Genomic DNA, 23,373 nt, shown 5'->3' with positions numbered 1-23,373 from the left:
GGGCACCACCATGGGATAGGATTGGCTTGATAAAACGTGCAACTTCGTGCAGAGTCAAGAAATATCGTGTAATATTTTGAGGACCACATGCTGACCCAACAGCGCAAGGCGCATATTCTCGCGGTTCTGAAGGATACAGGACAGGTCGTCGCCAAGACCCTGAGCGAGCAACTCAACCTGTCGGAAGATACGATCCGCCGGGATCTGCGCGAGCTGGCGGCGGAGGGACTGCTGCAGCGGGTGCATGGCGGCGCTCTGCCCGCCTCGCCTGCCCTTGCCGATTTTTCGGGACGCCAGGCCATTGCCACCGATGGAAAGAAAGCCATCGGCCGCGCCGCGGCAGCCATGATCCGGCCGGGACAAGTTGTGTTCGTCGACGGCGGCACGACGGCCGTGCAGCTCGTCCGCCATTTGCCGCCGGGGCTCGAGGCAACCATCGTCACCCACAGCCCCAGCATCGCCGTCGAGCTCGTTGCGCATCCCGGCATGACGGTGGAGATGATCGGCGGGCGGCTGTTCAAGCATTCTGTCGTCGCCGTGGGTGCATCGGCCATCGAATCCATCGCCCGATACCGCGCCGACATCTATTTTATGGGCGTTACCGGCATTCACCCGGAAATCGGCCTGACGACAGGCGATTCCGAAGAAGCTGTCATCAAGCGGGCACTATCCCGCCATGCGGCGGAAACCATCGTTCTCGCCTCTTCCGAAAAACTGGGGGCCGCATCGCCTTACGTGGTGGTGCCGCTGAACGGCGTTCAGGGATTGATCATCGAACGCGGCACAAGGGACGAAACCATGGCGGCCTATCGTGCGGCCGGGGTGAGCGTGACGGTGGCCTAGAACGGCCAACCGGACGCTATTCCTCGTTCAAGGCAATGACGTTCATCACCTGGTCAAACGGCTCGCGCGAGCGCAGCATCCGCGCCAATATCCAGGCACCTTCCAGCGACACCAGAATTTTCATGGCGAATGCCCGTGCGTCCTTGTCAGGGTGGAACCGCGCGATCTGTTCGGCGAAACTGCTGATCCAGCCTTCCATGACGTCCTTGATCGCCAGCGACAACCGCTCGGATTTTGGCGTGGTATCCAGAAGCACGCTTGTGATGGGACAGCCGAGGGTCCAGCCGGAGGCCTCGAATGAATCGTAGAGACGCGCGATCATCAGTTCCGCCCCGGCCCGGAACGTCGGCGCATCGCGAAAACTCTTGTTCAGGACGTGAATGATGTAGCCGCCGGCACTGCGCACCGCGTGCTCGGCCAGTTCTTCCTTGCCGCCGGGAAAGTGGAAATAGAAGGATCCCTTCGGAGCCTTTGCCTTGGCGATGATCTCGGTCAATCCCACACCGTGATAGCCGTGCGCCTGGAACAGGACGACGGCAGTATCGATAAAGCGGGTCTTTGCATCTGATGGACGTGGCATGGGCCGTATTATGCATGTTGTATGGCGATCGGTCTAGTGCTACGTTCTATGGCGATTGCCATAGAACGTATGGCACAATCCGGGAGAATGCCGATGCCTGACCAGCGCGAACTCAAATTGACCGGGAGTGAAGCGGCCTTCACACCTTCTCCTGCTCCCCGGTTGTGGCAACGATTGCTTGATCTCAGCGGCTATTCCGCCCTGCGCAGCCTTGGCGGGCGCAAGCCGGAGACGAGGATGCCGCAAGGCTGGGACGGCCTGGAACCATTCGATCTTCTGCGGGGATGGCAGTGCGGCGAGGACTGAGTAGCAAGAAGAAACCAGAATTGTCCGGAAAGGCCACAAGCCAAGCCGCAAAGCCTTATCCCCCAAGTTTTTCCCGAATTTATACCGGGTAAAATACAAGGACAAAGTATATTCTTAGTTTTATACGCCATTATAAGTTGTAATATGAAACCGAATATATCGTGATTCGGTCAGATATATCGGTGATAAGCGATAGTTTTGACGGAATCATCAAATACCACCAATTATTTCCATTTATTTTACAATGGTTTAATGTTGCAACCAATGAATTGACGTCAAATTTGTGACATAATTGCAACGACGCGAGTCCAACCGTTATACAACTTGGAGTTGGCAGTTGCTGTCCTCGGTAAAACTGCACTAAGCAGTATAGGTCAATCAAGACCTTTTGGGGGACCAATATGACTATCAGAAGTATTCTACTGGGCTCAGCTGCAGCTCTCGTTGCAGTATCCGGCGCCCGCGCTGCTGACGCAGTTGTTGTCGCCGAGCCGGAAGCTGTCGAATATGTTCGCGTTTGCGATGCATACGGCAAAGGCTTCTTCTACATTCCAGGCACCGAGACCTGCCTGAAGATCGGCGGCTATGTCCGTTACGACGCCAAGGGCGGCGATGACGTGTACTCCGGCGGTCACGTGAATAATGGTAGCGATCCCAATGGCGATGGCACCTATTTCAAGCGCTCGCGCGCTGTCGTGCGTTTCGATGCCCGTTCGGAAACCGAACTCGGCACGCTGCGTTCGTACATTGAAACACAGTTCAACTACGACAACGGCGTCAACAAGGGCGCGTCGATTCCTCACGCCTATATCGAACTCGGCGGCTTCCGCATCGGTACGACGGATGAAGTCTTCGGTTCGTGGACCGGTTATGCCGGCGACGTGCTGAACGACGACGTGATCAACTACCAGTCCGGTCAGTCCAACCAGGTCAGCTACACTTTCACAGCTGGCAACGGCTTCTCGGCAATCATCGCTGCTGAACAGGGTTCGGGCGGCTATGCCGCCATTGATCCTGTAACGGGCCTTCCGATTGCAGGAACCGTCCGGTCCTACCAGATCGACGATTACATGCCGCATGTTCTCGCCGGTGCGAAGTATGAACAGGCTTGGGGCGGTATTTCGGGCGTCGTCGGTTATGACTCCGTTATCGAAGAATGGGCTGGCAAGCTCCGTTTGGACGTGAAGTTCACCGACACTGTCAAGGCATTCGTCATGGGCGGCTATCAGTCGAACTTTGATGACTCCGGCAGGAACCAGAACTGGTTCGGTACATGGACCGGTGACTGGGCTGTTTGGGGTGGCCTGTCCGCCAAGGTTTCCGACAAGGCAACCGTCAACGCACAGCTCGCTTACGAATCCGAAGGCACATACTCGGGTACTTTGAACCTTGCTTACGAACTGGTTCCTGGCTTCACGATCACTCCGGAAGTCACATACACCAAGTTCGATGGCCTGCGTAAAGCTGCCTCGATCGCCAATGGCGGCAACGACGATGCGTTCGGCGGCATGATCCGCTTCCAGCGCAACTTCTAATCCGCTGCGATTTGGAGAGATCCCCGGGGGCTCGCCCCCGGGTTATACGGCCACGGCCCAAAAAGCATTTATCAATTGTACCTGGCCATGTAGAAGGACTGCATGTCCGGGTCTCGATGATGAGATCTCCAGTCACGTCATTACCTTGGAACGGTGGGCCGCAAGCCCGCCGTTTTTTGGCGTTTGGCGGAGATTGCCGTCATCGCTTGCGCGCTACGATATAGGGCCGGTTGTCGTTGCCTCCCGTTGCGTGGTTTTCGGCGGCGAGAATGTCGAAGCCCGCGGCAGATATGAGCTCAGCCAGCTCCGCAGCGCGGAACACGCCCGCATAGGGTGCCAGCCGCAATGCGCGCATTGCGGGCAACAGGGCGAGCCGGATGAGCGGGTTCATCTCACCGACGCAGGGTGTCTTGGAAATGAACAGGCCCTCCGCCGCAAGCAGGGCGTGGATGCGGCGCAGCGTACCGGGCAGGTCACGGACCAGATGCAGATAGTTGAATCCGAGGATCGCGTCGAATTCTTCCACGCCGGGCGCCAAATCCTCGGCGGTCGCCGTGCGGAAGGCAAGCGCCGGGATGGCGGGGCCGGCGGTCTGTTTCTCCCCGGCAATGGCGATCATGCCCGCGGAAATATCCACGGCAAGATAGCTTTGCACATCGCCCGCCAGCCGGAGCGCCGTTGTTCCCGTTCCGCAGCCGAGTTCGAGCACCCGGCCGTGCGGTGCCAACAGCGCGCGGGTCTGCTCCAGCGTGCGCTCATAGCCGGCCGGGTCAGCAATCGCACCCCTGGCATATTTGCGCGACGTCCGGTCCCAGAAACGGGCATCACTGGCTGTGCTCATGGCGGATTCCTCTGCCTTTCACATGCGGGAACGGGTCGATAGCAGGTTGCATGCAGTCCATTCCGGGTTTGATCCGAACGCAATAGCCGGCGTTTCTCCTGACGTCTTCAGTTCTAACGCACATTTGCCGTTGTTCAAGGCACGCGCCATTGATTGAACAGGGCGGGAATGGCACAAAAAGTTTGCAACAGTGTCGGAATGGGGCCGTGCCGTTCGTCCTGTGGCTATATCCATGACAGGCGAACAGGGAGATCACGCGATGACTGGAGACAACACGGTAAAAGGACCCGCTTCCTATTTTCCATCCATCGAAAAGACCTATGGCAAACCCATCGACCACTGGTTGACGGTTTTGGCAGGCGTGCCGGATCAGAAACATATGGCGATGGTCGCCGTCCTGAAAACCCAGCACAATATGGGGCACGGGCACGCCAACGCCCTGGTTGCGCATTTTCGGGCCCAGACCGGAAGCTGATTGCGCCATTGCCCGGCCAGCCTATCGAAGCGCCTCCACCCGAAGGGCAGCGAGGCGCTTGCGATCCGGGCGGCGATTGCTGCCTATTTATCCGGGCCTTTGCGCGGCCAGCGCTTATCGTCGCGTTCCAGTTTCTTCACCGTCAAGACCAGACCCGTCGTCAGAACGGCGGCCAGAATGACAATAATCAGAATCCAGCTTTCTTCCAATATTTGCACCATTCCGCCAGCGCCTCCTCGTTGCCGTCAAAGCCCGGCCCGAGCCATGATAGCAGCGATGCCGGCCAAAATCATGACTGCAACAAAGAGTGATGGCCAACCGCCAGGCCAATCGAAGCGCGCGGCATGAATATATTGATTTTGTTGCATGATTTGGAAGAATGGTGGGCCCGGAGGGAGCGCCTACCATACTGTCAGAGGCCCAGTACCTAAGCATTTCGAGGCAGAGAGTGGTACACAATGTCCCACTTCGATGTACCAATTACTCCCAAGTTCAAATAGGCGCAAGACTTTGCTGCGTATAGGCCACGCAAGTACCTGTGGAATACGGATGCATCCCCTAGCGGTTTAAAACGCCAGCTGCAACCAATGCTCATTCACGCCAAGCGCAGAGGAAATCTATGCAGCCCTCCCCACTCCCTATGAACTTAAGCCCCAAGCATTTGAAGATTTCTTCGCTCCTGACCGGTCGGCTCTTCCGCATACCAGAGTATCAACGCGCCTACGCTTGGGGCTCACGCCAAAGAACTGATCTTTTCAATGACATTCTGGGTGTCAAACATACTGGGAGAGAGCACTTTATGGCGACAGTAGTCGCTCTTGGACGTGACAAGCGCTTAATCGGTGCAGACGAGTTTACAACTGTGGAGATCGTTGACGGTCAACAGCGTATCACTACGTTGGTAATCCTCTTGAAAGCCATTGAAAAAGCCCTTGATGCGAATGACCGATCTGAACTGAGGATAAAGAGAGAGATATCTGAACTGCTTGTTAAAGATGATGAACACTCACTCGTGCTGCTTCAAACTAATCATGACAGCAGCAATGTATTCCCAAACTATATACGAAAAGGCAATGTAAACCGCGATCAAGCAAACACCGCAGCTGATATGAACGTTGTCGATGCGACCGTTGAATGCGAAGCGTTCGTGGAAGATTGGAAGCAATCCGGCTCGCTCATTGAGCTTGTTGCTATCATACGAAATCAACTATCGCTCATTTATCACGAGATACCGGACGAGGCTACGGTGTACAGGGTGTTCGAAGTCCTGAACAGCCGTGGCCTTGATGTGAAATGGATCGACAAACTAAAAAGCCAACTGATGGCTCTCCTATTCGAGCATGTTGATGAAGCATCGAGACCAGAAGCTGTACAGGAGATGCAAGGATATTGGCGAGACATATACCGCACACTCGGGCAACGGGGAGACCTAGGAGATGAAGCACTTCGCTTTACTGGCACGTGGTCACTTGCGTGGCAGCCAAGGCGCATTCTCGGACAGGAGGACGCAGTTGTTGAACTAATCAAGGAGGCAAGCACTAAGATCAACACGATTGCGTCTGTTGGGGCAGATTTGAAATCTGCCGTTGAAGCTGTGGGCAAGCTCAACGAGAACATGCGGCTAAGGGCGGTTACCCGAATATTGCATGCTCGCTTTGTCGCCACAGCAATCTTGTTACGAAAGTTCGATCCAAAAACTGAGCACCACCTACTAGGAAAATGGGAACGCCTCACCTTCCGCATCTTCGGTTTGGGCGGGGCCGATGCACGACATAAGGTCGGAGAGTATGTTGAACTTGGTTACCGCATCTATTCACAGCAACTAGCTCCTGAGGAAATTGAAGCTGAACTTGCAGCAATTGGAAGCGACTACGAAATAGATGCGCTAGTTTCGGGCCTGGACTTCTGGTCGAACTGCTATGAGGGCTGGACAGAGGAGCTCCGTTACCTCCTTTTTCGTTACGACGAACACTTAGCGCAAGCTGCGGGCCAGCCATTAAGCGTGCATCAGTGGAACAAAATTTGGCTTGATGAACCCGCCCGATCAATCGAACATATTACGCCTCAAAGCGCTGGCGTTGGCTACACGCATGAACTTGGCAACCTTACAATGCTGCCGCCTCGCGTGAACTCGTCACTACAGGCGCTGGAGCCCACGTTAAAGGCTGAAACCTATCTTACTTCCGGCCTTCTTGGGACTATTGCTGTGGCTCGAGCGATTGAAGAGCACGGCGCTTGGGACGGAGGGGCGGTGTCATCGCGCACCCACGAAATCCATCAGTTTGTACTCAACGAATGGCGATAACCATCAATAGTACAGCACTGGAACAACGGCGGAACACGGTCTCCCGTTTGGGCGCAGTCTTGGTATGCAACGCATCCGATTGACATATTCCGGAAATCCCATCTCATGCCACCACATAGATACTTAATTTGCTTTCAAACTCTGTCTGGGATCTTGCAGTTCTTCGAGAGAGGTTATCGCGTATCTGGAACGGCGTTACATTATGGGTTGAGATAGTATGGGCGGTGAGAGAGCGTCCACCATCCTCTTAAAGCCGTGAATTACTTGAACCCGGCCAGCGGCAGGGGATATCCTTTCAACGTTCGGGACGCCCAGTACCGTAGCAAGTGGCTTGCCTCGGGTGAGCGGGTTCTTGGCCCGATTGCGTGGATAAGCAAGCAATGTGTCCTTAACCTGCTTTGCTTCTGTCGCCGTAAGCCTCCGAACGTCAGTGTCGCTTCCAAGTATTTCTTCCAAGAGCCTAATATGGTCAGCCTTTTCAATGGTGGTCTTTGCCGCCCACGCTTTCCCGACTTGCCTTTCCTTAGTGTAGGCAGCGGCGACTTCGGCAATCGACATTCCTGCTAGCTTCGCAACCTTGACAGGCTCACCCATGAGAGGTGTCTGTTGTCTTCGAAGTCGTAGCTCTGTAGTGACTTGTCATACGCCAAAACCGCCTTCAGATAGTCACGGTAGGAGTTTTTCAACTCCCGGCCCAACCAACTGTATTGGACACTGCCCTTCTGGATCTCAAGAGCGTACTTGTCGATGAAGCGAGCGAGCAAGTCGTCGTCTGATTTCACGAAGGAAAGCGGCGTATCTGTTTTGCTCGCCTGTTTGGCAATCCGCTTGCTTGTCTGGTGAACCTGTCGTTCAAATTCGCTCAGCGGGCCCGTAGCGTCCATCTCAGTTTTAGCTTGTTCAAGAAACTCTCGAAAATGGTTTGTAAGCAAAGCCCGTAGTTCGTCGTACCGCATTCTGTATTCAATTCCGTGTTCGTTCAAACTTGCGCCTATCTGGCTCAACGAACGGGACAAGCGCAATGCTTTTCGTGGATTGCGGGTCTGTAGAGAAAGTTTGAGCGTCGAAGCTTTTTTCTGCGGATGTAGCTGCTTCGGTATCGGCCAACGCAAATAGAAGATACCGTGTGGTGACTTCACGAGATAGGCCGGATTGAACAAGCGATGTCTCCCTTGGATGTCTCACCAAGAAATTACGCTTCCTAAGCCTTTGATTTTAAAAAGAATGGTGGGCCCGGAGGGACTCGAACCCCCAACCAAGCGGTTATGAGCCGCCGGCTCTAACCAATTGAGCTACAGGCCCCACCTGAAAGCGGCAAACCCTATGGCTGCCGCCCGTCTTCCCCGCGATCAATAGCGGGAAAAATCACGAATGCAATGCCCGATTTGATCTCATCGCCCGATAGGGCAATTTCGGGCTGAAAATCCACAACTCCTGTGGATTTTCATGCGCTTGCGCGGACGGGTCAGCGCTGTTCCTGCCCGGCCAGCACCAGCAGCTGGCGCGCGCTTTCCTCGTCGGTGATGAAAACCGTCGGGCGGATCAGTTTCATCGCGCCAAGCAGGGCGTTGATCTTTTCCTTGCCGCCGGATGTCAAAACGCGCACCGGAACCTTCTGCAGGGTCTCGATGCCCACCGACATGACGAGATCATGAATCGGGTGATCGACGAGGCGCCCCTGCTGGTCGTAGAAGTGGAACAGGATATCGCCGACCGCGCCGCGTTCGGCCAGGGATGACTGGTGTTCCTCATTGAGGAAGCCGATGCGGTAGGGCGTGCTGGATGCCGTTTCGATGGCGCCGACGCTGAGCAGCACGAGGTCGAGATCCTCGGCCATCTCGAACACGCTCTTCAGGCCGCAGCGCTCGATCAGCGCCGTTCGGGTCTCGACGCTGTCCACCAGCGCCGGGGCCGGAATGAGATAGCCGTTGCCCTGAAACAGCTGGGCGAACTGCCAGGCGAATTCCGCCGGGTTGAAGCGGCGCGGCTGGCTGATGCCGCCAAGCAGCGAAATCACGGTAAAATCGTCAAGCGCGCGCGCTTCCAGATAGGACAGCGTGCTGAGCAGGGTACGCCCCCAGCCGACGCCGATGCGCATGCCGTTGGCCACCACGCCCGAGAGATAATCGCCGGTGGCGGCACTGATGGCGGGTATCGGATCGTTGTCGGCCTGCGACAACGGGGCGATGATCACCTTCTCCAGCCCGAACTGCTGTTCGACCTGCCGCTCCAGCGCAATCAGGTCCGACAGATAGCCCTGGATGCCGATCTTGACCTCGTTGCGGGCGCGCGCCTCGGCCAGCATGCGCACGATGGTCACGCGGCCGACGCCGAGCACTTCGGCAATCTCGTTCTGGGTCATCTGCTCGATGTAATACATCCAGGCGGCGCGCATGCGCATGCGGCTGATTTTCGTATCGGGCTGCCCGATATCCAGGGGTGCCTTTTTCGGAGTGTTCGGCGCGCTAGTCGCCCGCTTGCGTCGATCGGTCACTTTACACCCCCTATTGCTCGTATCCGTTTCCTGCCGGTGCCAGATTTGTGTGCTGACAAAACAACGCCGTGCACAGTACACTCCGGCAGAATATTGTTTAGCAAGTCACCAAAAGCAGATACAAAGCATTATCCACTTTGCAAGTCGAGGTCTGCCACATGATCAGGGATATTTCAAACGAGATCGTCGTCGGCCTCAAGGACCGGTTGCGCGATGTCCGGCACATGATCCGGGCCAGCCGCAGCGACAAGATCAGGACGGCCGCCCCTGAAGGTCCGGAAGCTTTGCTGGGTCATGCCGCCCGCGTCGTCGACAAGGCGCTGACCGTGGCCGAAAAAATCTCGATTTCGCTGGTGTCGCAGGACCCGAAGGCCCATTCGGCCACCATCGAGGCGCGCAGCCTGCATGCCTATTTTCCCGCCGACAGCGCCAAGGGCGAAGCCTTGTTCCGCCGCGATGTCTATTATCTGGCGAAACGTATCTTTACCGTTCTCGGCAGTGAAAACCCGGTGGTTCACGAGGCGACCTTTGCCTCCGTCCATGCGATCATGATTCGCCGGCATGCCGACCGGATCAAGGCGGCAACCCGCACGAACGGCTTGACCGAGATATCGGACGCCTGCGCGGTCCTGACCTTTGAACTGCAGTCCAGCCACCAGGCCCAGCCGCTGCCGCCGCATATGCCGGGTGACAACGGCCCGGACATGGCAACCCGGTTCCTGTGCTTCTCCGCCATTGCGCTTGCCATCGGCCTTGCCAGCTACAGCGACAATGAAGAGCCGGGCGACGAAAAGCTGGTGGAGAGTGCGCTGCTGGCACTGAAAGCCCGCCACACCAGCCTCATCGAGGCCACGCAGGGCAAAAACCGGACGGATGCGCTGTCCGGTCTTTTCGCCTTCCTGATTCCGGTCCTGCCTTAAGCGTTTTTAGAGCCGTCCAGAACGCACTTCTTGGCGCGCTGGATCGATGACGGGCTCATGCTCAGCTCGGTCAGCCCCATGGCGATGAAAGCCGGGATCAGGTCCGGGCGTCCGGCGGCTTCACCGCACATCCCGACCATGATGCCCGCATCGACCCCGGCTTTTGCCGTCAGTTCAATGGCGGCCATGACGGCGGGGTGGGTCACGTCATTGAGCTTGGCCACCGTCGGGTTGAGCCGGTCGGCGGCCATGATGTACTGCGTCAGGTCGTTGGTGCCGATGGAAAAGAACGCGACTTCCCTGGCCAGTGCCGGGGCAATCAGCACGGCGGCCGGTGTCTCGATCATCACACCGAGATCGAAATGCGCAAATGGCGTGCCTGCGGCGGCCAGTTCTCCCGCGCACTCCTCGATCAGCGCCTTCGTTGCCTGCACCTCGCCGACGCCCGAAATCATCGGCAGCATCACCTTGATGTTGCCGTGGACGGCGGCGCGCAGCAGCGCCCGCAGTTGCGGCTTGAAGATATCCGGCCGGTCCAGGCACATGCGGATGCCGCGCCAGCCGAGGAACGGGTTTTCCTCATCGGGAAAGTCGACCCCGGCGATCGGCTTGTCGCCGCCGATGTCGAGCGTCCGCACGATCACCGTGTGCGGCGCAAAGGCCTTGGCGAGGCTGGAATAGGTTTCCGCCTGCAGATCTTCCGACGGCAGGTGGATATGCCGCATGAACAGGAGTTCGGTGCGGAACAGGCCGACGCCCATGGCGCCCGCTTCCTTCGCCGCATCGATTTCCTCGAGCGAACCGATATTGGCGGCAATGTCGATGACCGTGCCGTCGGCGCGCCGGGGCGTAACGTCCTTATAGGCGGTCAGCGCGCGCTTTTCCTCTTCAGCCTTGGCAATGGCCGCCTGAAAACGATCGGCGACAGCCGTATCTGGATCGGCGAAAACCGCACCGCTGTCGCCGTCGAGCGCAACGGTCCTGGCGTCCTTCAAATCGAGCACGGCGCGGCCAAGGCCAAGCACCGCGGGAATGCCATGGGCACGGGCGATGATGGCGACATGCGAGGTGGCACCGCCATGGCCGCAGATCACCCCGGCAATGCGCTTCAACGGCGCGCGGGCGAGATCCCAGGCGCCGATATCCTCGGCAACCAGGATCGAACCCTCGGCGATGGTGTCAAGGTTGACGTCTTCCTGCCCCAGCAGGGCCAGGCATATCTGCCGACCGACCGCATTCACATCGTCGGCGCGGGCGTTGAGATAGGGATCGTCCATGGTGGCGAAATCGGAGGCGATCTTCGATGTCGCCCCGATCACTGCCGAAACCGCGTCGATCCCGCCTTCAACAATGGCAATCGCCCCGCCGGTCAGTTCGTCGTCATTGGCGATATCCTTCAGCGCCGCGACAATACCGCGGTCACTATCCGCCAATCCCGCTTCCGACAGCGAGGCGTCCATGCGCTTCTGTACGGTGGCAATGGCCTGCTTCAGCCGCAAAACCTCGTCGGCAATGGCGTTGGCCGCCAGCGGGCGGTTCTCATGCTTGATCTCTGCGGGAAAAAACCCGTAGACGGGGCCGACGGCCACGCCTTCGCTTGCAGCGACACCGCGCAGGGCACCATCGGCGGCAGGACCATGCGCAGGCCTGTTCGCGGCGGGCTTCCCCCGCATCCGGCTTCGGCGGCTGGACCGCGCCGTCATCTTCGATCCCCGCATGCGGGTTTTCGAGGTAGCCGATCAGCGCCTCGATGGCTTCGATGGCATCGGCGCCGGTTGCGCGGACGGTGATTTCCTCGTTTTCCTTGACGCCAAGCAGCATGAGTTTGACCGAACTCTTGGCGCTGACCGACCTGTCATCCTTGACCAGCTCGATATCCGATTCGAAACTCTTGGCGAGTTTGACAAACCGGGTGGCTGGCCGCGCATGCAATCCGTCATGCACCCGCACAATCGTCGAGCGTTCCATGCTTTACTCTCTTTGGTATTTCGTTCTGTTTCGGCCTGTCAGTCCTGAACCCTATCCGATGGTGATGGTCGCACCCACCTTGAGGGTTGAAACCAGTTCGCCGGTATCCACTTCCGATGCACAGATTTCACCGGGACGGTCAACATGATCGGACCCGTTGAATGTGATGACAACATGGCCGATGTCCCGGACTTTCTGCCAGGCATAGTCGCCGATGCCGGTTATCCTGGCCGAGAGATCGCCGATGCGGATCACCGAACCGACCGGCGGCGTTGCTTCCGACGGCGTGCCGTCGACCAGATGCAGGATCGAAACTTCGGCAAGTTCCGGCGGCGCGCCATCGGCAAACAGGATGACAACGCCTCCCTCTGCGAGGTCCGCCACCTCGGGACCCACGGCTGTTACCCGTGTTTTCAAAAGAACTGACATGATGGCGAACCTCTTCTTGTTAATCGGGTTTAGAATACGATCAGGCTGACAACCCAGGCGATCAGCACCGAGACGGGACCCATGATCTGGCGGCTGATCAGAACCGCCGGGACACCGATCTCGATCGTCTTGGGCTTGGCTTCACCCAGCGCCAGTCCGACCGGCACGAAATCACAACCAACCTGCGTGTTGTAGGCAAACAGCGCAGGCAGGGCCATTGCCGGCGAAATCGTGCCATTGGCGATCTGCGGACCGATGATGGCCACGCCGATGACCTGGGCAATCACCGCGCCCGGTCCCAGGATGGGTGACAGGAACGGCAGGCCGCAAATGGCCGAGATGATCAGAAGGCCGACGATGTTGTTGGCCAGCGGACCCATCGGCTGGGCCAGCACATCGCCGATCCCCGTGTAGAGGATGAAGCCGATGAGCATGGTCACGAAGGCCATGAACGGCAGGACGTTGCGGATGACCTGATCGATCGTGCGGCGGCCGGCATTGAAGAAAATGCCGACGACGCGGCCCATGACCCGGCCAACCGAACTGATCAGCCCGATCAGGCCGCCCTCGCCGTTGTCCGATGCCGTATCCGTGCGGCTGGACATGGCAGCGGCCATTTCGGCCGGTGTCGGCGTGGCAGCCGCCCCCGCCACCGTGGCTTCCTGCGATCCGTCGGCAAGCTCGATATTGGCTTCCTTGACGCCGGAGACATAGATGTCCTCGGTGATGAACTGGGCCAGCGGGCCGGACTGGCCGACAGGCGTCAGATTGACGGTTGGAATGCGCTTGCGCGGATAGACGCCGCAGCGTGCGGTACCGCCGCAATCGACGACGACAACGCCCATTTCGCCTTCGACCGGCGGCGACTTGAAGCCATCGACGGCTTCACCGCCGGTGAGTTCGGCGATCCGGCGTGCCACGGGATGAATCCCGCCGCCCGTGACGGACACAACCTTGTTGCGCTGCGGTGTCAGCTGGATGGTCAACGGGCCGCCCCAACCGTTGGAGCCCTTGGATATTTTGACTGGTTTATAGGTCTTCGACATTGTTTTTCTCCCCACCCCTGACTTAAAGCTCGATGCCCTGGCGCCGCGCCATGATGGCGGTGATGCGCTCGGTCAGCATGCCTTTGAGGAGGATGACCACGAGACCGACAATGGCGTACCAGATCGCCACCCGGATGTGATAACCGGCGGGAACAAGACCCTTCTTTTCCAGTTCGAGCAGGGCCACCAGAATGCCGCCCCAGACGAAATACTCGCCGGGATTGATATGCGGGAACAGGCCGAGCGGCGGATGCACATAGGACACGGCAGCATCATAAAACGCCGGCTTGTGCTTTTCCTCGAGGAACGAGCCGAACGTATAGGCCATCGGATTGGTCAGGAAGAACACGGAGAGCAATGGCAGCACCGTGTAACGGGTCAGGGCGATACGGCCCGCGCCGCGCGCGATGCCATGGACACGCTCTTCGCCGACCAGTTCGGTCAGCGCGTAGAAGGCGGTCATCAGCACGACGAGCGTCGGGATGATACCGGTGACGAAACCGGCAAAGACTTCGCCGCCCTTCTGGAAAATACCGATAAAATATTTACCGGCGCTGGTGAGCCAGCCGAGCTGCTCTTCCTTCTGCACGTTCTGCAGCTTGTTCTTGAATTCCTCGACGGAAATATCGCCGCTGGATTGCGCCAGCACCACGAGGTCATTGCCCGCGTGGTGGATAGCCTGTTTGCCGTGCAGCGCAGCATCCGAGACCATCGACCCTGCCACCGACAGATGGTGCATGGTGACGTCGGCGTGCTGTGCCAACATTGTTAGAATTGACATGTTCCCTCCTCCTTATCGGCCATTTGCTTGGGTACGGCCACCCCCGGGCTTGCCCCTATGCGTTGACTGTCTTGATTCCTGCCAGGCCCGGCCGCTTCGGCTCGGCACGCGCACGATCGATCTGCTCGATGGCGCGCTCCGCTGCCTTGGCCAGGGCCGGGTCTTCCACGCCGGATAGGAGCGGATCGGCGCGCAGGGCGTTCAGCGTGATTCCCTCGAATTCGGTCCGCCGCGCAAACTTCGCGAAAACCGAACGGCCGCGCATCACCAGGAAGCGCTGCACCACGAGATCCGGCGTCACCACCACGAGAGCGATGACGCCTTTGCCGAAACGTCCGCGCACATTGCCTGCACCGACATATCCGTCGTTGTATTTCGACGTAATTCCCTTCATCACATCGCCATAATGGCGCATCTGGTACCAGACGCCCAGCGACTGCAAAGCCCAGAGAACTCCAAGGGCAAGCAATCCCCATTGCCACATCGCCATGTCTTCAACCTCCCATTGTCCAGTCATAAACATATGCTATGCCGGAACGGAAAAATATAGAACATTTGTTTTTTGCAATGTCAATATGTATGATTTCCTGTATCATTGAAAACTTGGCTTCCTCTGCATTGAAGCGTAAGACATTGATGGAACTGATCAGAGAGATACGGCATGGATTTTCTGTTTCGCGATGAGCTGGTGAATACGCCCGACCTGCGCCACCGCCTGCGGCGGCTGCGCTGGTTCCGCATGGCCTTTCGCAAGAATGTCGCGCTGATTGCCGAGCATTATGGCTATCGCTTTGTCATTGACGAAACGAAGCTGACCGCCGCTTTCCTCAACTGGATCGAAACCGTCGAGCAGCAGAAATCCTTCGCCCGCATCGACCGCAAGGACTTCATCATCTTCGCCGCCGGTCTGGTGCTGAAGGAACTCATCACCGAGGCGCCCGCCAAGGTCCAGGGGCATACGCCGCAGACCAATGCCGACGCGACCGAAATGGCCGATATCATCGCCTTCTGGCCGGAAGGGTTTCTCTACACCAACTTCTGCGTCGGCACGATTGCCGCCATCTACGAACAGGAATTCGGCACGGCGCCGCAAATCGCCAGCTGCGCCAACGACCTGCGAACCTGGTGGTCCTACAAGGAAAATGTCACGGAAATGCCGGGCTACGCCGTGGCCTTTCTCGACAAGTTCCTCGGTGCGGAGCCAAACTGGGTCATGCCCAACCTGGCATCCGCCCGCAGCGCCATCCAGCGCGCCCTCGTCGCGTCGAAGGGCGGCAGCCGCCTGACCGCGACTACCCCGCCGACCGGCTGATTTCCCGCAGGATCCGCACGACTTTTTCCCGTTGCTCCAGCTGAGGCATGTGCCCCGTCCCGGCAAAGACATGGACGGCGATCTCGCCGGGCAGGCCTGCGGCATGGGTTGCCGGAATGATCCGGTCTGCCGCGCCGACAATCACCCGGACCGGCATGGCCAACCCGGCAAGGTTTCTGCGGATATCGAAGACCTGCGTGCCATCGGCAAAGAAGCGGTCGGCCACCAGCGTTTGCGCCGCGCGCAACCCTTCGTCCTGCGACTGGGCAAGCGTTGCCTTGACGAAGGATTTGGTGAGGAGGCTCTCGTCCTGCACCAGCAGTTTCATCCAGGCGACGAGACTGGCTTCCGCCCTTGCGCGGACGAACCCCTGCAGGAACGCCCCGTTGATCTCAGGACCGAGCCCGGCTGGCGCGATCAGCGTCAGGGCGCGGATATCGAGGTTGCCGCGCGCTGCGACCTTCGCCGCAATCGCCGCGCCGAAGGAATGCGCCGCCACCACGACCGGCCCCGCATGATGGGCGGCAATCGTCCGCTCCACCAGCGCGGCAATGGAATCAATGTCCGCCGGAATGTCGCGCGGTGATTCGCCATGCCCCGGCAGATCAATGGCCAGGATCGGGCTATCCAGCGTTGTCCCGGCCAGCATCGGCCGCCAGCTGTTGAGATCGGAACCGAAGCCGTGGATCAGCACCAGCGGCGCGAGCGTCGCATCATTGCCCTGCCGCAGCCAGACCGCATGCAGCGGCGCCTCACCGGTCCTGGCCTGCACGGAAACAGTGACAGCCGGTTGAGCCGCCGCCGGCCGCGCCTGCGGAACATTGGCTTCGACGTCCCTGCGCTGAATCCGGCCCTTGGGACCGGAGCCCGCAACGGACGTGAGGTCGATCCCGCTTTCCCTTGCGATCCGCCGCGCCAATGGCGTCGCGCGGACACCATCCGCTACGGCAGCCGCTGCAACAGGCAGGGTTTCCGCAACCACGGCAACCGGCGAGGCGATGGCGGCATCCAGCGGCGCGCTGGGGATGGCGGTTTCCACGACATCCGGCTCGTTTGCCGGTGCGGCATAGGTTTCGCCTTCCGCATAAATCCACGCGACGCACTGGCCGACGGGCACGACGGCGCCTTCCGCGGCCTTGACGTCACGCAGGATGCCGGAGGCTGGCGCATCCACTTCCATGGCAGCCTTGTCGGTCTCGATTTCGAACAGCAGCTGGCCCTTGGAAACGCTGTCGCCTTCCTTGGCGTACCAGCGCGAGATCTGGCCGGTCTCCATATCCATGTCGACCTTGGGCAGGATGACTTCGGTAGGCATGAGCTATCGCACCCCCTTCACGAGATCGCGGGCGCTGGCGAGAATGCCCGGCACCTGCGGCACGGTGGCCTTTTCCAGCTCTGGATTATAGGGGATCGGTGTTTCCGCCCCGCCCAGCCGTACAATCGGCGCGTCGAGATAATCGAAGGCCTCGCTTTCGGCGATCATGGCGCTGACTTCCGCGCCGACACCGAGGGTTTTCACGCCCTCATAGACGCACATCAGCTTCGACGTCTTCTTGACGCTGGCAATGATCGTGTCCTTGTCCATCGGCCGGACGGTCCTCAAATCAACGACTTCGACGTTGATCCCTTCCTTTTCCAGCTCCCTGGCCGCTTCCAGCGCCTTGTGCACCATGATGGCCGAAGCAACGATGGTCAGGTCCTTGCCTTCGCGCACGACGGCCGCCTTGCCGATCGGCACGGTGTAATAGCCTTCGGGCACCGGCCCCTTCATCTTGTAGAGCAGCTTGTGCTCGAAGATCATCACCGGGTCCGGATCTTCGATGGCCGCCAGCAGCATGCCCTTGGCATCGTAGGGCGTGGACGGCTGGATGACCTTCAGGCCGGGAACGTGGCCGAGCCAGGCTTCGAGGCTCTGGCTGTGCTGTGCCGCCGCGCCCGTGCCGGAACCGGCGGGAAAGCGCATGACCAGCGGCACCGAAACGGCACCGCCCAGCATGTAGCGGATTTTGGCCGCCTGGTTGACGATCTGCTCCATGGCCAGCGCTGCAAAATCGGAGAACTGGAATTCGAAGATCGGCCGCATGCCGGTCAGCGCCGCGCCGACGGCAACGCCCGCACCGCCAAGCTCGGAAATCGGTGTGTCCATCACCCGGTCCTCGCCGAAGCGGTGCACGAGATCGCCCGTGACCTGGAAGGCGCCGCCATAGACGCCGATATCCTCGCCCATCAGGAACACCCGGTCATCGGCCTCCATGGCAAGCGCCATGGCTTCCTGGATAGCCTGCGAATAGCTCAGCTCGCGGATTGTCTCATTCATCTGGAAAGTCTTTCAGTCCGTGTACACGTCGCGCGTGAGATTGTTCAGATCGGGAGATGGGCTGTTCCTGGCAAATTCGATCGCCTCGGCGATCTCCTTCTCCACATCCGCGCGGATGGCTTCGATATCCCCATCGGTGACGAAGCCGAATTCCTTCAGCTGGGTCTCGAACAGGTCGATGGGATCGCGGTTGGCAATCCAGTCCTCGATCTCTTCCTTGGTGCGGTAGCGGTTGCGGTCGCTCTTGGAATGGCCGCGATGGCGATAGGTCTTGCACTCGATCAGCGTCGGGCCCTCGCCGCGCCGCGCCCGCTCGACAGCCTCGTTGGAAGCTTCGGCGACATCCGACAGGTTGTTGCCGTCGACGATCACGCCCGGCATGTTGTAGCCGGCGGCGCGATCCGCCACGTTCGGCACCGCCGTCGACCGCTTGGTCGAGGTGGACATGCCGTAGCCATTGTTCTCGCAGACGAAAACCACCGGCAGTTTCCAGATCGCGGCAATATTCAGCGCCTCGTGAAAGGCGCCTTCATTGTTGGCGCCGTCACCGAAATAGGAAATGACGACCTTGCCGTTCTTCTGCTTCTTTGCGGAAAGCGCGGCGCCCACGGCAATCGGAATACCGCCGCCGACAATGCCATTCGCGCCGAGATTGCCCTTGGACACATCGGCGATGTGCATGGAGCCGCCGCGGCCCTTGCAATAGCCGGTTTCCTTGCCGAAGAACTCGGCAAACATTTTTGACACTTCCGCGCCCTTGGCGATGCAATGGCCGTGACCGCGATGAGTCGAGGTGATCATGTCATTGTCGTGCAGCGGCATGGATATGCCGACGGCGCTGGCTTCCTGCCCGATGGACAGGTGCATCGTGCCGTGGATGAGCCCGCGCGTGTAGGATTCTTCCGCGCCCTCTTCGAAGCGGCGGATGAGATACATCTTGCGCAGGGCTTCCTTCAGCTGCTCCGGAGAATAGTGCCGGAACGCGAAAGGAAGATTGCTGCCATCGTCCTTGAATTTGGCGTTTGTGGCGGGAGCCATGCTTGGCACTCCTTAGCTGTTTGCCCTGAATTCTGGTTGCCGGACGTCACGCGCCATAGACGAGCTTGTCCTGCCGCTGTCTGAGCTCGACGATCTTCGAGCCGGGGATGGGGGCGGCATTGGCGCTGGTGATGAGTGCACCCTTGGCGATGGGTGCCGTCACCGTGCCGCCCTGCAACAGGCCGCAGGGAATGGCTCCGGCGGCACGTGCCTCCGGCGCCGTCATGATCCAGGCGCGGTAGCAATATTCGCCGATCGCATCGAGTGTGTCGCCGACCTTCAGGTCCTTCTTCGCCACCGCGCAGACTTCCGCCACGGGCTTCGCCAAAGGCACCATGTCCGCCTTGCCGTAGAGCACGACGCGCGCGCAGGTCAGCGGCACTTCCAGCGAGGTCAGGTGATAGGGCCGGTGGAAGGTGAAATACGGGCCCTTGCCCATCTTCAGATCCTCCATCCGCTCCGAAATGCGCGGATGCGACATGTCGGCGACCACGAACACGCCCGGCGCCACGCCCTTGCCGATGGAATAGTCGACCACGCCGACGCGCGACAACAGCCCGCCATCCTTTTGCGGGATCAGCGTCTTGTTGAGCTGGTCCAGCGTGGCGGCGGGGCCGTGCATGCCCGCCTTGTCGGGGACAAGCCCCGTGGCATTGGCGATCGCCGCCATTTCCACCATGGTCTTCGAGCCGTCGACGAATTCCACCAGCATGCGCACATTCATGTGGCGCCGTGCCGCCTCTTCCGCGTAATCGTCGGGAATGGCGTCGATGTTGAGCGGGTTGTTCTTGCCCTTGCCGGCGGCAACGATCGGATGGCCCATGGCCGAGACGAACTCGATCAGCTCCATGCAGGAGGACGGCTCGTCGCCGGCGCCCAGCGAATAGGTGACGCCGAGGCGGTCCGCCTCGCTTTTCAGATACGCGCCGATGGTCACATCCGCCTCGACATTCATCATGACGAGGTGCTTGCCGTGCTCCATGGCTCTGAGGCCGATCTCGGCCCCGACGGCCGGAACGCCCGTCGCATCGATCACCACGTCGATCAGGTCATTTTCGAGGATGAGGTCGGCATTGTCGGTGACGGCGATCCGGCCGCCCTCCATCGCCGCGGTCAGAGCCGAGCCGGTGGTCACTTCCTGCGCATGCCCGGGTTCCCGGTAGGCGATATCGACGGCTTTGAGCGCATTGGGCAGGTTCAGTTCGGAAATCGCGCCGATCTCGACGCCGGGCATATGCGCCACCCGCGTGACGATGTCCGTGCCCATCTCGCCCGAGCCGATCAGCCCGATGCGGATCGGGCGCCCCGCATCCGCCCGCGCCTGCATGTCCCGCGCCAATCCCGTCAATGCCACATTGCTCGCCATACCAAAACGCTCCTCAAAAGACTTCCGATGCGATGCCGGAAACCGTTCTCATCCTGCCAATCGAATATTGAACATTTGTATTTTAGTCAAGACCTATGTGCATTATAAGGATGATAACGATGATCCCGTAACTACTGCGTCGACCCATGGAACGCAGGCTTTGAAGAGAGATGGAAATGCCGCAAAACAGGTTCGATCTGATAGTTTTTGATTGCGATGGCGTGCTTGTGGACAGCGAGCCGCTGGCGGAACTGGCCTATCACAACGTCTATGCCAGCCACGGAATGGACCTGCCCGCAGGCACCATTGCCCAGTGCGTCGGCATGAAGCAGGCCGATATCATCCGGCGAATCGGCGAGCTGACCGGCTTTCACCTGTCCGACGCGGGCGAAGCCGGGCTGTGGCCCGAGACAAAACAGGTCTTCAGCCGGTTCCTGCAGCCGACCGCCGGCATTGCCGCCCTGCTCGCGGACTTGGAAACGCCCCGCTGCGTTGCCTCGTCATCGTCGCTGGAGCGCATTCACTTCAGCCTGAAAACCACGGACCTTGCCGGATATTTTGGCGAAGCGATCTACAGCTCGTCCATGGTCAAGCGCGGCAAGCCCGCCCCGGACCTGTTCCTGCATGCCGCGAGCGAGATGGGTCACGAACCATCGGCCTGCGTTGTCATCGAGGATTCGCCCTATGGTGTCGAAGGCGCCGTGGCGGCAGGCATGACGGCAATCGGCTATACCGGCGGCGGCCACACCTACACGGCCCACGCCCAGACCCTGCTCGACAAGGGCGCCAGCGCCGTCTTCGCCGACTGGAAGGATATTTCCTACTGGATGCGCGCCGCCAACGACTGATCGGCAGCCTGCATGCACAAACAAAAAAGGGTGCCTTACGGCACCCTTTTCGCTTGGTCTTAGACCAATCCTAGTTCTTCAGCTCGAACGTCACATTGACCGTGACATTGTAGCTGTTCTCGCCGGCAGCCACCGGGACCGAATCAGATGCTTCGGCCGCCATCATCTTGGCGCGCGGTGCACCGCCATAGGGGCGCGGCTGGAACGTCTGTTCGCTGATCTCGATAACCTTGCCGACTTCAACGCCGGCCGCCGCCGTCAGGGTTTTCGCCTTGGCAATGGCATTGGCCACGGCCTTCTTGCGCGCTTCCTCGACGATTGCCTCCGGCTTGTCATTGGTGAATGTCAGGTTGCCGCCCTGGTTGACGCCCAATGTGACGGACTGATCGAGAATCTCGCCGACCTTCTTCAGGTCACGCACCCGCACCGACAGCGAATTGGAGACGGCATAGCCGACGATCTTCGGTGCCTGCGGCGGCTGGCCCTGCTTGTTGTCCGGATAGACATAGCGCGGATCAATGTTGAAACCCGATGTCTGCAGGTCGCGCTCGGCGATTCCGGCCTTCTTCATTGCGTCGAGAACCTTGGCCATGGTCTCGTTGTTGGCGGTCAAAGCTTCCCGTGCGGTCGGCTTTTCCTGCAGCACGACGAGTGAAACGATAGCCATGTCAGGCGCGGCAGTGGCTTCGCCTTCCCCGGTCACCGTAATGCGCGGGCGCGGAGCTTCCTCTGCCATGGCAGCGAAAGGAACGGCCATCATTGCGGTTGCGGCAAAAGCCACGGCTAGAAATTTTGGTGTCATGGATGATCTCCCCAAGATGAAGTGACACAGCTGCGTCGCAGCCGATTATGGGCGCAATAGGGCGAAAGATACAACTTTCGCCCTAAGCGTGCATTACGTGTGCGGATGAAATCAGCGGATGATCGGGCAGCCCGGTGCGCGGGCAAAGACAACCGCCGAGCGATGGCCATAGCGCCAGCCGGTGACGCGGACCGCATTGCGGTTCACAACCGCGCGCGGGTTGCGGATACCCATGCGGCTTGCCTTGTTCAGGGCCTGGTTGACGCTGCAGGCGCGGACGGGACGATAGCCGCCATGATAGCGGTGACCGTAGCGATGATCGACCTTGACGACATTGGACACCGGACCGGCGGCATCAGCCATGGACGATGCCACCGGTGCTGCCGAGGCGGCACTCACGCCGAACACCGAACCGAGCCCGAGAGCGGCGGTCACAGCGAGCATCTTGATGGACATGCGGGACATGGGCGTTTCTCCTTTGTTGGTTGTAGCTCCGGACGGGAAAGTCCGGAAGGTGATCGTTTGTTCCACTATTCACCTGAACAAAGCTTCAACGCGCCGTTCATCTCCCGTTCAGTAGGATTAATTTTCCGAAGAAGACGATGGCGCCATCATCATATGCTCGAAATAATCTTCGTCCGTTTTCAGGTCATGATCATAGGCGGTGATCTTGCCGCGCACCGAAATGCCCGCCTCGTGCACGGTGTCCGCGCTGCCCGAAACCAGCGGATGCCACCAGTACAGGTCTTTTCCCTCGTCGATCAGACGATAGCCGCAGGTATCGGGCAGCCAATCCACCTCGCGCACGATCTCCGGGGTCAGGAAGACGCAATCGGGAACTTTCTTCTTGCGGTGCACATAGTCCGAGCACTGGCAGGTCCCCGCATCGAGCAGGGTGCAGGCCACCGTGGTGAAATAGATTTCTTCCGTGTCTTCGTCCTCGAGCTTGTGCAGGCAGCAGCGGCCGCAGCCGTCACACAGGCTCTCCCACTCCGAGCGGTTCAGCTCGTCGAGCGTCTTGGTTTTCCAGAATGGTTCTTTGGGCATGCGCTGCAATACATCGGCCGCGACGCCGCGTCCAGAGTTTTGCATGAACGCAAGATGAACGGTGCCTTCACATCGGATACAGGCGCGCCCGTGCAATCTTGCTGTAATCGGATTCAGGCA

Annotated in this window: 25 protein-coding genes, 1 tRNA gene and 1 pseudogene; 8 read left to right on the top strand and 19 right to left on the bottom strand. The window is 59.4% G+C overall.

Features of this window, described 5'->3' with window-relative positions; all coding sequences use genetic code 11:
• Positions 1-87: 87 nt before the first annotated feature.
• On the top strand, positions 88-843 hold the full coding sequence (locus ACZ25R_RS08455; protein WP_472460705.1) for a DeoR/GlpR family DNA-binding transcription regulator: 756 nt from the start codon (positions 88-90) through the stop codon (positions 841-843).
• Positions 844-859: 16 nt separating this feature from the next.
• On the opposite strand, the gene ACZ25R_RS08450 is transcribed toward ACZ25R_RS08455, so the two are convergent.
• Entirely contained in the window at positions 860-1,423 is a 564-nt protein-coding gene (locus tag ACZ25R_RS08450; protein ID WP_472460704.1) for a TetR/AcrR family transcriptional regulator, read from the bottom strand.
• A 93-nt stretch (positions 1,424-1,516) separates the two neighbouring features.
• Between ACZ25R_RS08450 and ACZ25R_RS08445 the strand changes: the two genes are divergently transcribed.
• Together ACZ25R_RS08445 and ACZ25R_RS08440 are read left to right on the top strand one after the other, a co-directional pair.
• Positions 1,517-1,729, top strand: coding sequence for a hypothetical protein (locus ACZ25R_RS08445; protein WP_472460703.1), 213 nt, complete (start codon positions 1,517-1,519; stop codon positions 1,727-1,729).
• A gap of 401 nt (positions 1,730-2,130) precedes the next feature.
• Positions 2,131-3,264 (top strand): porin, encoded by a 1,134-nt coding sequence (locus tag ACZ25R_RS08440; protein ID WP_464661281.1) that lies wholly within the window; start codon positions 2,131-2,133, stop codon positions 3,262-3,264.
• 199 nt (positions 3,265-3,463) lie between these two features.
• Here the strand turns inward: ACZ25R_RS08440 and ACZ25R_RS08435 are convergent, their stop codons facing one another.
• Positions 3,464-4,105: a class I SAM-dependent methyltransferase gene (locus tag ACZ25R_RS08435; RefSeq protein ID WP_472460702.1), complete on the bottom strand. Its 642-nt coding sequence runs from the start codon at positions 4,103-4,105 to the stop codon at positions 3,464-3,466.
• A gap of 259 nt (positions 4,106-4,364) precedes the next feature.
• On the opposite strand from ACZ25R_RS08435, the gene ACZ25R_RS08430 reads away from it, so the two are divergent.
• Positions 4,365-4,580: a DUF4287 domain-containing protein gene (locus ACZ25R_RS08430; RefSeq protein ID WP_223612656.1), complete on the top strand. Its 216-nt coding sequence runs from the start codon at positions 4,365-4,367 to the stop codon at positions 4,578-4,580.
• An 83-nt stretch (positions 4,581-4,663) separates the two neighbouring features.
• On the opposite strand, the gene ACZ25R_RS08425 is transcribed toward ACZ25R_RS08430, so the two are convergent.
• Positions 4,664-4,801: a hypothetical protein gene (locus ACZ25R_RS08425; protein WP_464661284.1), complete on the bottom strand. Its 138-nt coding sequence runs from the start codon at positions 4,799-4,801 to the stop codon at positions 4,664-4,666.
• A 398-nt stretch (positions 4,802-5,199) separates the two neighbouring features.
• Between ACZ25R_RS08425 and ACZ25R_RS08420 the strand changes: the two genes are divergently transcribed.
• Positions 5,200-6,885: a DUF262 domain-containing protein gene (locus ACZ25R_RS08420; protein WP_472460701.1), complete on the top strand. Its 1,686-nt coding sequence runs from the start codon at positions 5,200-5,202 to the stop codon at positions 6,883-6,885.
• 195 nt (positions 6,886-7,080) lie between these two features.
• Here the strand turns inward: ACZ25R_RS08420 and ACZ25R_RS08415 are convergent, their stop codons facing one another.
• The 4 genes from ACZ25R_RS08415 to ACZ25R_RS08400 all read right to left on the bottom strand — a co-directional run bounded on the left by ACZ25R_RS08415 (position 7,081) and on the right by ACZ25R_RS08400 (position 9,379).
• Positions 7,081-7,479, bottom strand: coding sequence for a hypothetical protein (locus ACZ25R_RS08415; protein WP_472460700.1), 399 nt, complete (start codon positions 7,477-7,479; stop codon positions 7,081-7,083).
• Positions 7,449-8,045, bottom strand: coding sequence for a DUF6538 domain-containing protein (locus ACZ25R_RS08410; RefSeq protein WP_472460699.1), 597 nt, complete (start codon positions 8,043-8,045; stop codon positions 7,449-7,451). The genes ACZ25R_RS08415 and ACZ25R_RS08410 overlap by 31 nt, the downstream gene beginning before the upstream one ends.
• Positions 8,046-8,110: 65 nt before the next feature.
• Positions 8,111-8,187: transfer RNA gene (locus ACZ25R_RS08405), tRNA-Ile, on the bottom strand.
• A gap of 163 nt (positions 8,188-8,350) precedes the next feature.
• Entirely contained in the window at positions 8,351-9,379 is a 1,029-nt protein-coding gene (locus ACZ25R_RS08400) for a sugar-binding transcriptional regulator (RefSeq protein ID WP_463012064.1), read from the bottom strand.
• 158 nt (positions 9,380-9,537) lie between these two features.
• Here ACZ25R_RS08400 and ACZ25R_RS08395 point away from each other — a divergent pair, with 158 nt between their 5' ends.
• Positions 9,538-10,299, top strand: coding sequence for a hypothetical protein (locus ACZ25R_RS08395; protein ID WP_472460698.1), 762 nt, complete (start codon positions 9,538-9,540; stop codon positions 10,297-10,299).
• On the opposite strand, the pseudogene ptsP reads toward ACZ25R_RS08395, so the two are convergent.
• The 5 genes and pseudogenes from ptsP to ACZ25R_RS08370 form a co-directional block, all read right to left on the bottom strand.
• Positions 10,296-12,267: pseudogene (gene ptsP, locus ACZ25R_RS08390) on the bottom strand (phosphoenolpyruvate--protein phosphotransferase). The gene ACZ25R_RS08395 and the pseudogene ptsP overlap by 4 nt on opposite strands.
• Before the next feature lie 51 nt (positions 12,268-12,318).
• Positions 12,319-12,696 (bottom strand): PTS glucitol/sorbitol transporter subunit IIA, encoded by a 378-nt coding sequence (locus ACZ25R_RS08385; protein ID WP_472460697.1) that lies wholly within the window; start codon positions 12,694-12,696, stop codon positions 12,319-12,321.
• Positions 12,697-12,725: 29 nt separating this feature from the next.
• On the bottom strand, positions 12,726-13,742 hold the full coding sequence (gene srlE, locus ACZ25R_RS08380) for a PTS glucitol/sorbitol transporter subunit IIB (RefSeq protein WP_223612651.1): 1,017 nt from the start codon (positions 13,740-13,742) through the stop codon (positions 12,726-12,728).
• Positions 13,743-13,764: 22 nt separating this feature from the next.
• Positions 13,765-14,523, bottom strand: coding sequence for a PTS glucitol/sorbitol transporter subunit IIC (srlA, locus tag ACZ25R_RS08375; protein ID WP_223612650.1), 759 nt, complete (start codon positions 14,521-14,523; stop codon positions 13,765-13,767).
• 55 nt (positions 14,524-14,578) lie between these two features.
• Positions 14,579-15,013, bottom strand: a complete 435-nt coding sequence (locus tag ACZ25R_RS08370) for a transcriptional regulator GutM (protein WP_223612649.1) — start codon at positions 15,011-15,013, stop codon at positions 14,579-14,581.
• Between the two features lie 171 nt (positions 15,014-15,184).
• Between ACZ25R_RS08370 and ACZ25R_RS08365 the strand changes: the two genes are divergently transcribed.
• Positions 15,185-15,835, top strand: a complete 651-nt coding sequence (locus ACZ25R_RS08365) for a hypothetical protein (protein ID WP_288194650.1) — start codon at positions 15,185-15,187, stop codon at positions 15,833-15,835.
• On the opposite strand, the gene ACZ25R_RS08360 is transcribed toward ACZ25R_RS08365, so the two are convergent.
• From ACZ25R_RS08360 to ACZ25R_RS08345, 4 genes are read right to left on the bottom strand one after another with little or no spacing between them, the layout of a single operon-like run.
• Positions 15,816-17,150: an acetoin dehydrogenase dihydrolipoyllysine-residue acetyltransferase subunit gene (locus ACZ25R_RS08360; protein WP_472460696.1), complete on the bottom strand. Its 1,335-nt coding sequence runs from the start codon at positions 17,148-17,150 to the stop codon at positions 15,816-15,818. The genes ACZ25R_RS08365 and ACZ25R_RS08360 overlap by 20 nt on opposite strands.
• 3 nt (positions 17,151-17,153) lie before the next feature.
• The gene (locus ACZ25R_RS08355; protein ID WP_472460695.1) at positions 17,154-18,152 is read right to left on the bottom strand and encodes an alpha-ketoacid dehydrogenase subunit beta; all 999 of its coding nucleotides are present in this window, start codon (positions 18,150-18,152) and stop codon (positions 17,154-17,156) included.
• Positions 18,153-18,164: 12 nt separating this feature from the next.
• Positions 18,165-19,190 carry a pyruvate dehydrogenase (acetyl-transferring) E1 component subunit alpha gene (gene pdhA, locus ACZ25R_RS08350; protein ID WP_223612645.1) on the bottom strand — a complete coding sequence of 342 codons (1,026 nt, stop codon included), beginning with the start codon at positions 19,188-19,190 and terminating at the stop codon, positions 18,165-18,167.
• A 46-nt stretch (positions 19,191-19,236) separates the two neighbouring features.
• The gene (locus ACZ25R_RS08345) at positions 19,237-20,556 is read right to left on the bottom strand and encodes an NAD(P)H-dependent oxidoreductase (protein ID WP_472460694.1); all 1,320 of its coding nucleotides are present in this window, start codon (positions 20,554-20,556) and stop codon (positions 19,237-19,239) included.
• 176 nt (positions 20,557-20,732) lie between these two features.
• Here ACZ25R_RS08345 and ACZ25R_RS08340 point away from each other — a divergent pair, with 176 nt between their 5' ends.
• Complete coding sequence (locus tag ACZ25R_RS08340; RefSeq protein WP_472460693.1) at positions 20,733-21,404, top strand: HAD family hydrolase; 672 nt, start codon at positions 20,733-20,735, stop codon at positions 21,402-21,404.
• 70 nt (positions 21,405-21,474) lie between these two features.
• On the opposite strand, the gene ACZ25R_RS08335 is transcribed toward ACZ25R_RS08340, so the two are convergent.
• The 3 genes from ACZ25R_RS08335 to ACZ25R_RS08325 all read right to left on the bottom strand — a co-directional run bounded on the left by ACZ25R_RS08335 (position 21,475) and on the right by ACZ25R_RS08325 (position 23,253).
• A complete protein-coding gene (locus ACZ25R_RS08335) occupies positions 21,475-22,206 on the bottom strand; it encodes an SIMPL domain-containing protein (protein WP_404928101.1) in 732 nt (243 codons plus the stop codon).
• 111 nt (positions 22,207-22,317) lie between these two features.
• Positions 22,318-22,671 (bottom strand): antifreeze protein, encoded by a 354-nt coding sequence (locus ACZ25R_RS08330; RefSeq protein WP_346306722.1) that lies wholly within the window; start codon positions 22,669-22,671, stop codon positions 22,318-22,320.
• A gap of 117 nt (positions 22,672-22,788) precedes the next feature.
• Complete coding sequence (locus ACZ25R_RS08325; RefSeq protein WP_472460692.1) at positions 22,789-23,253, bottom strand: YcgN family cysteine cluster protein; 465 nt, start codon at positions 23,251-23,253, stop codon at positions 22,789-22,791.
• Positions 23,254-23,373: the final 120 nt, after the last annotated feature.

It is taken from the genome of Phyllobacterium sp. RCAM01083 (assembly GCF_055685835.1).
Note: the sequence above shows the minus strand (reverse complement) of the source record. Positions and strands in the feature narration are given on the sequence as shown.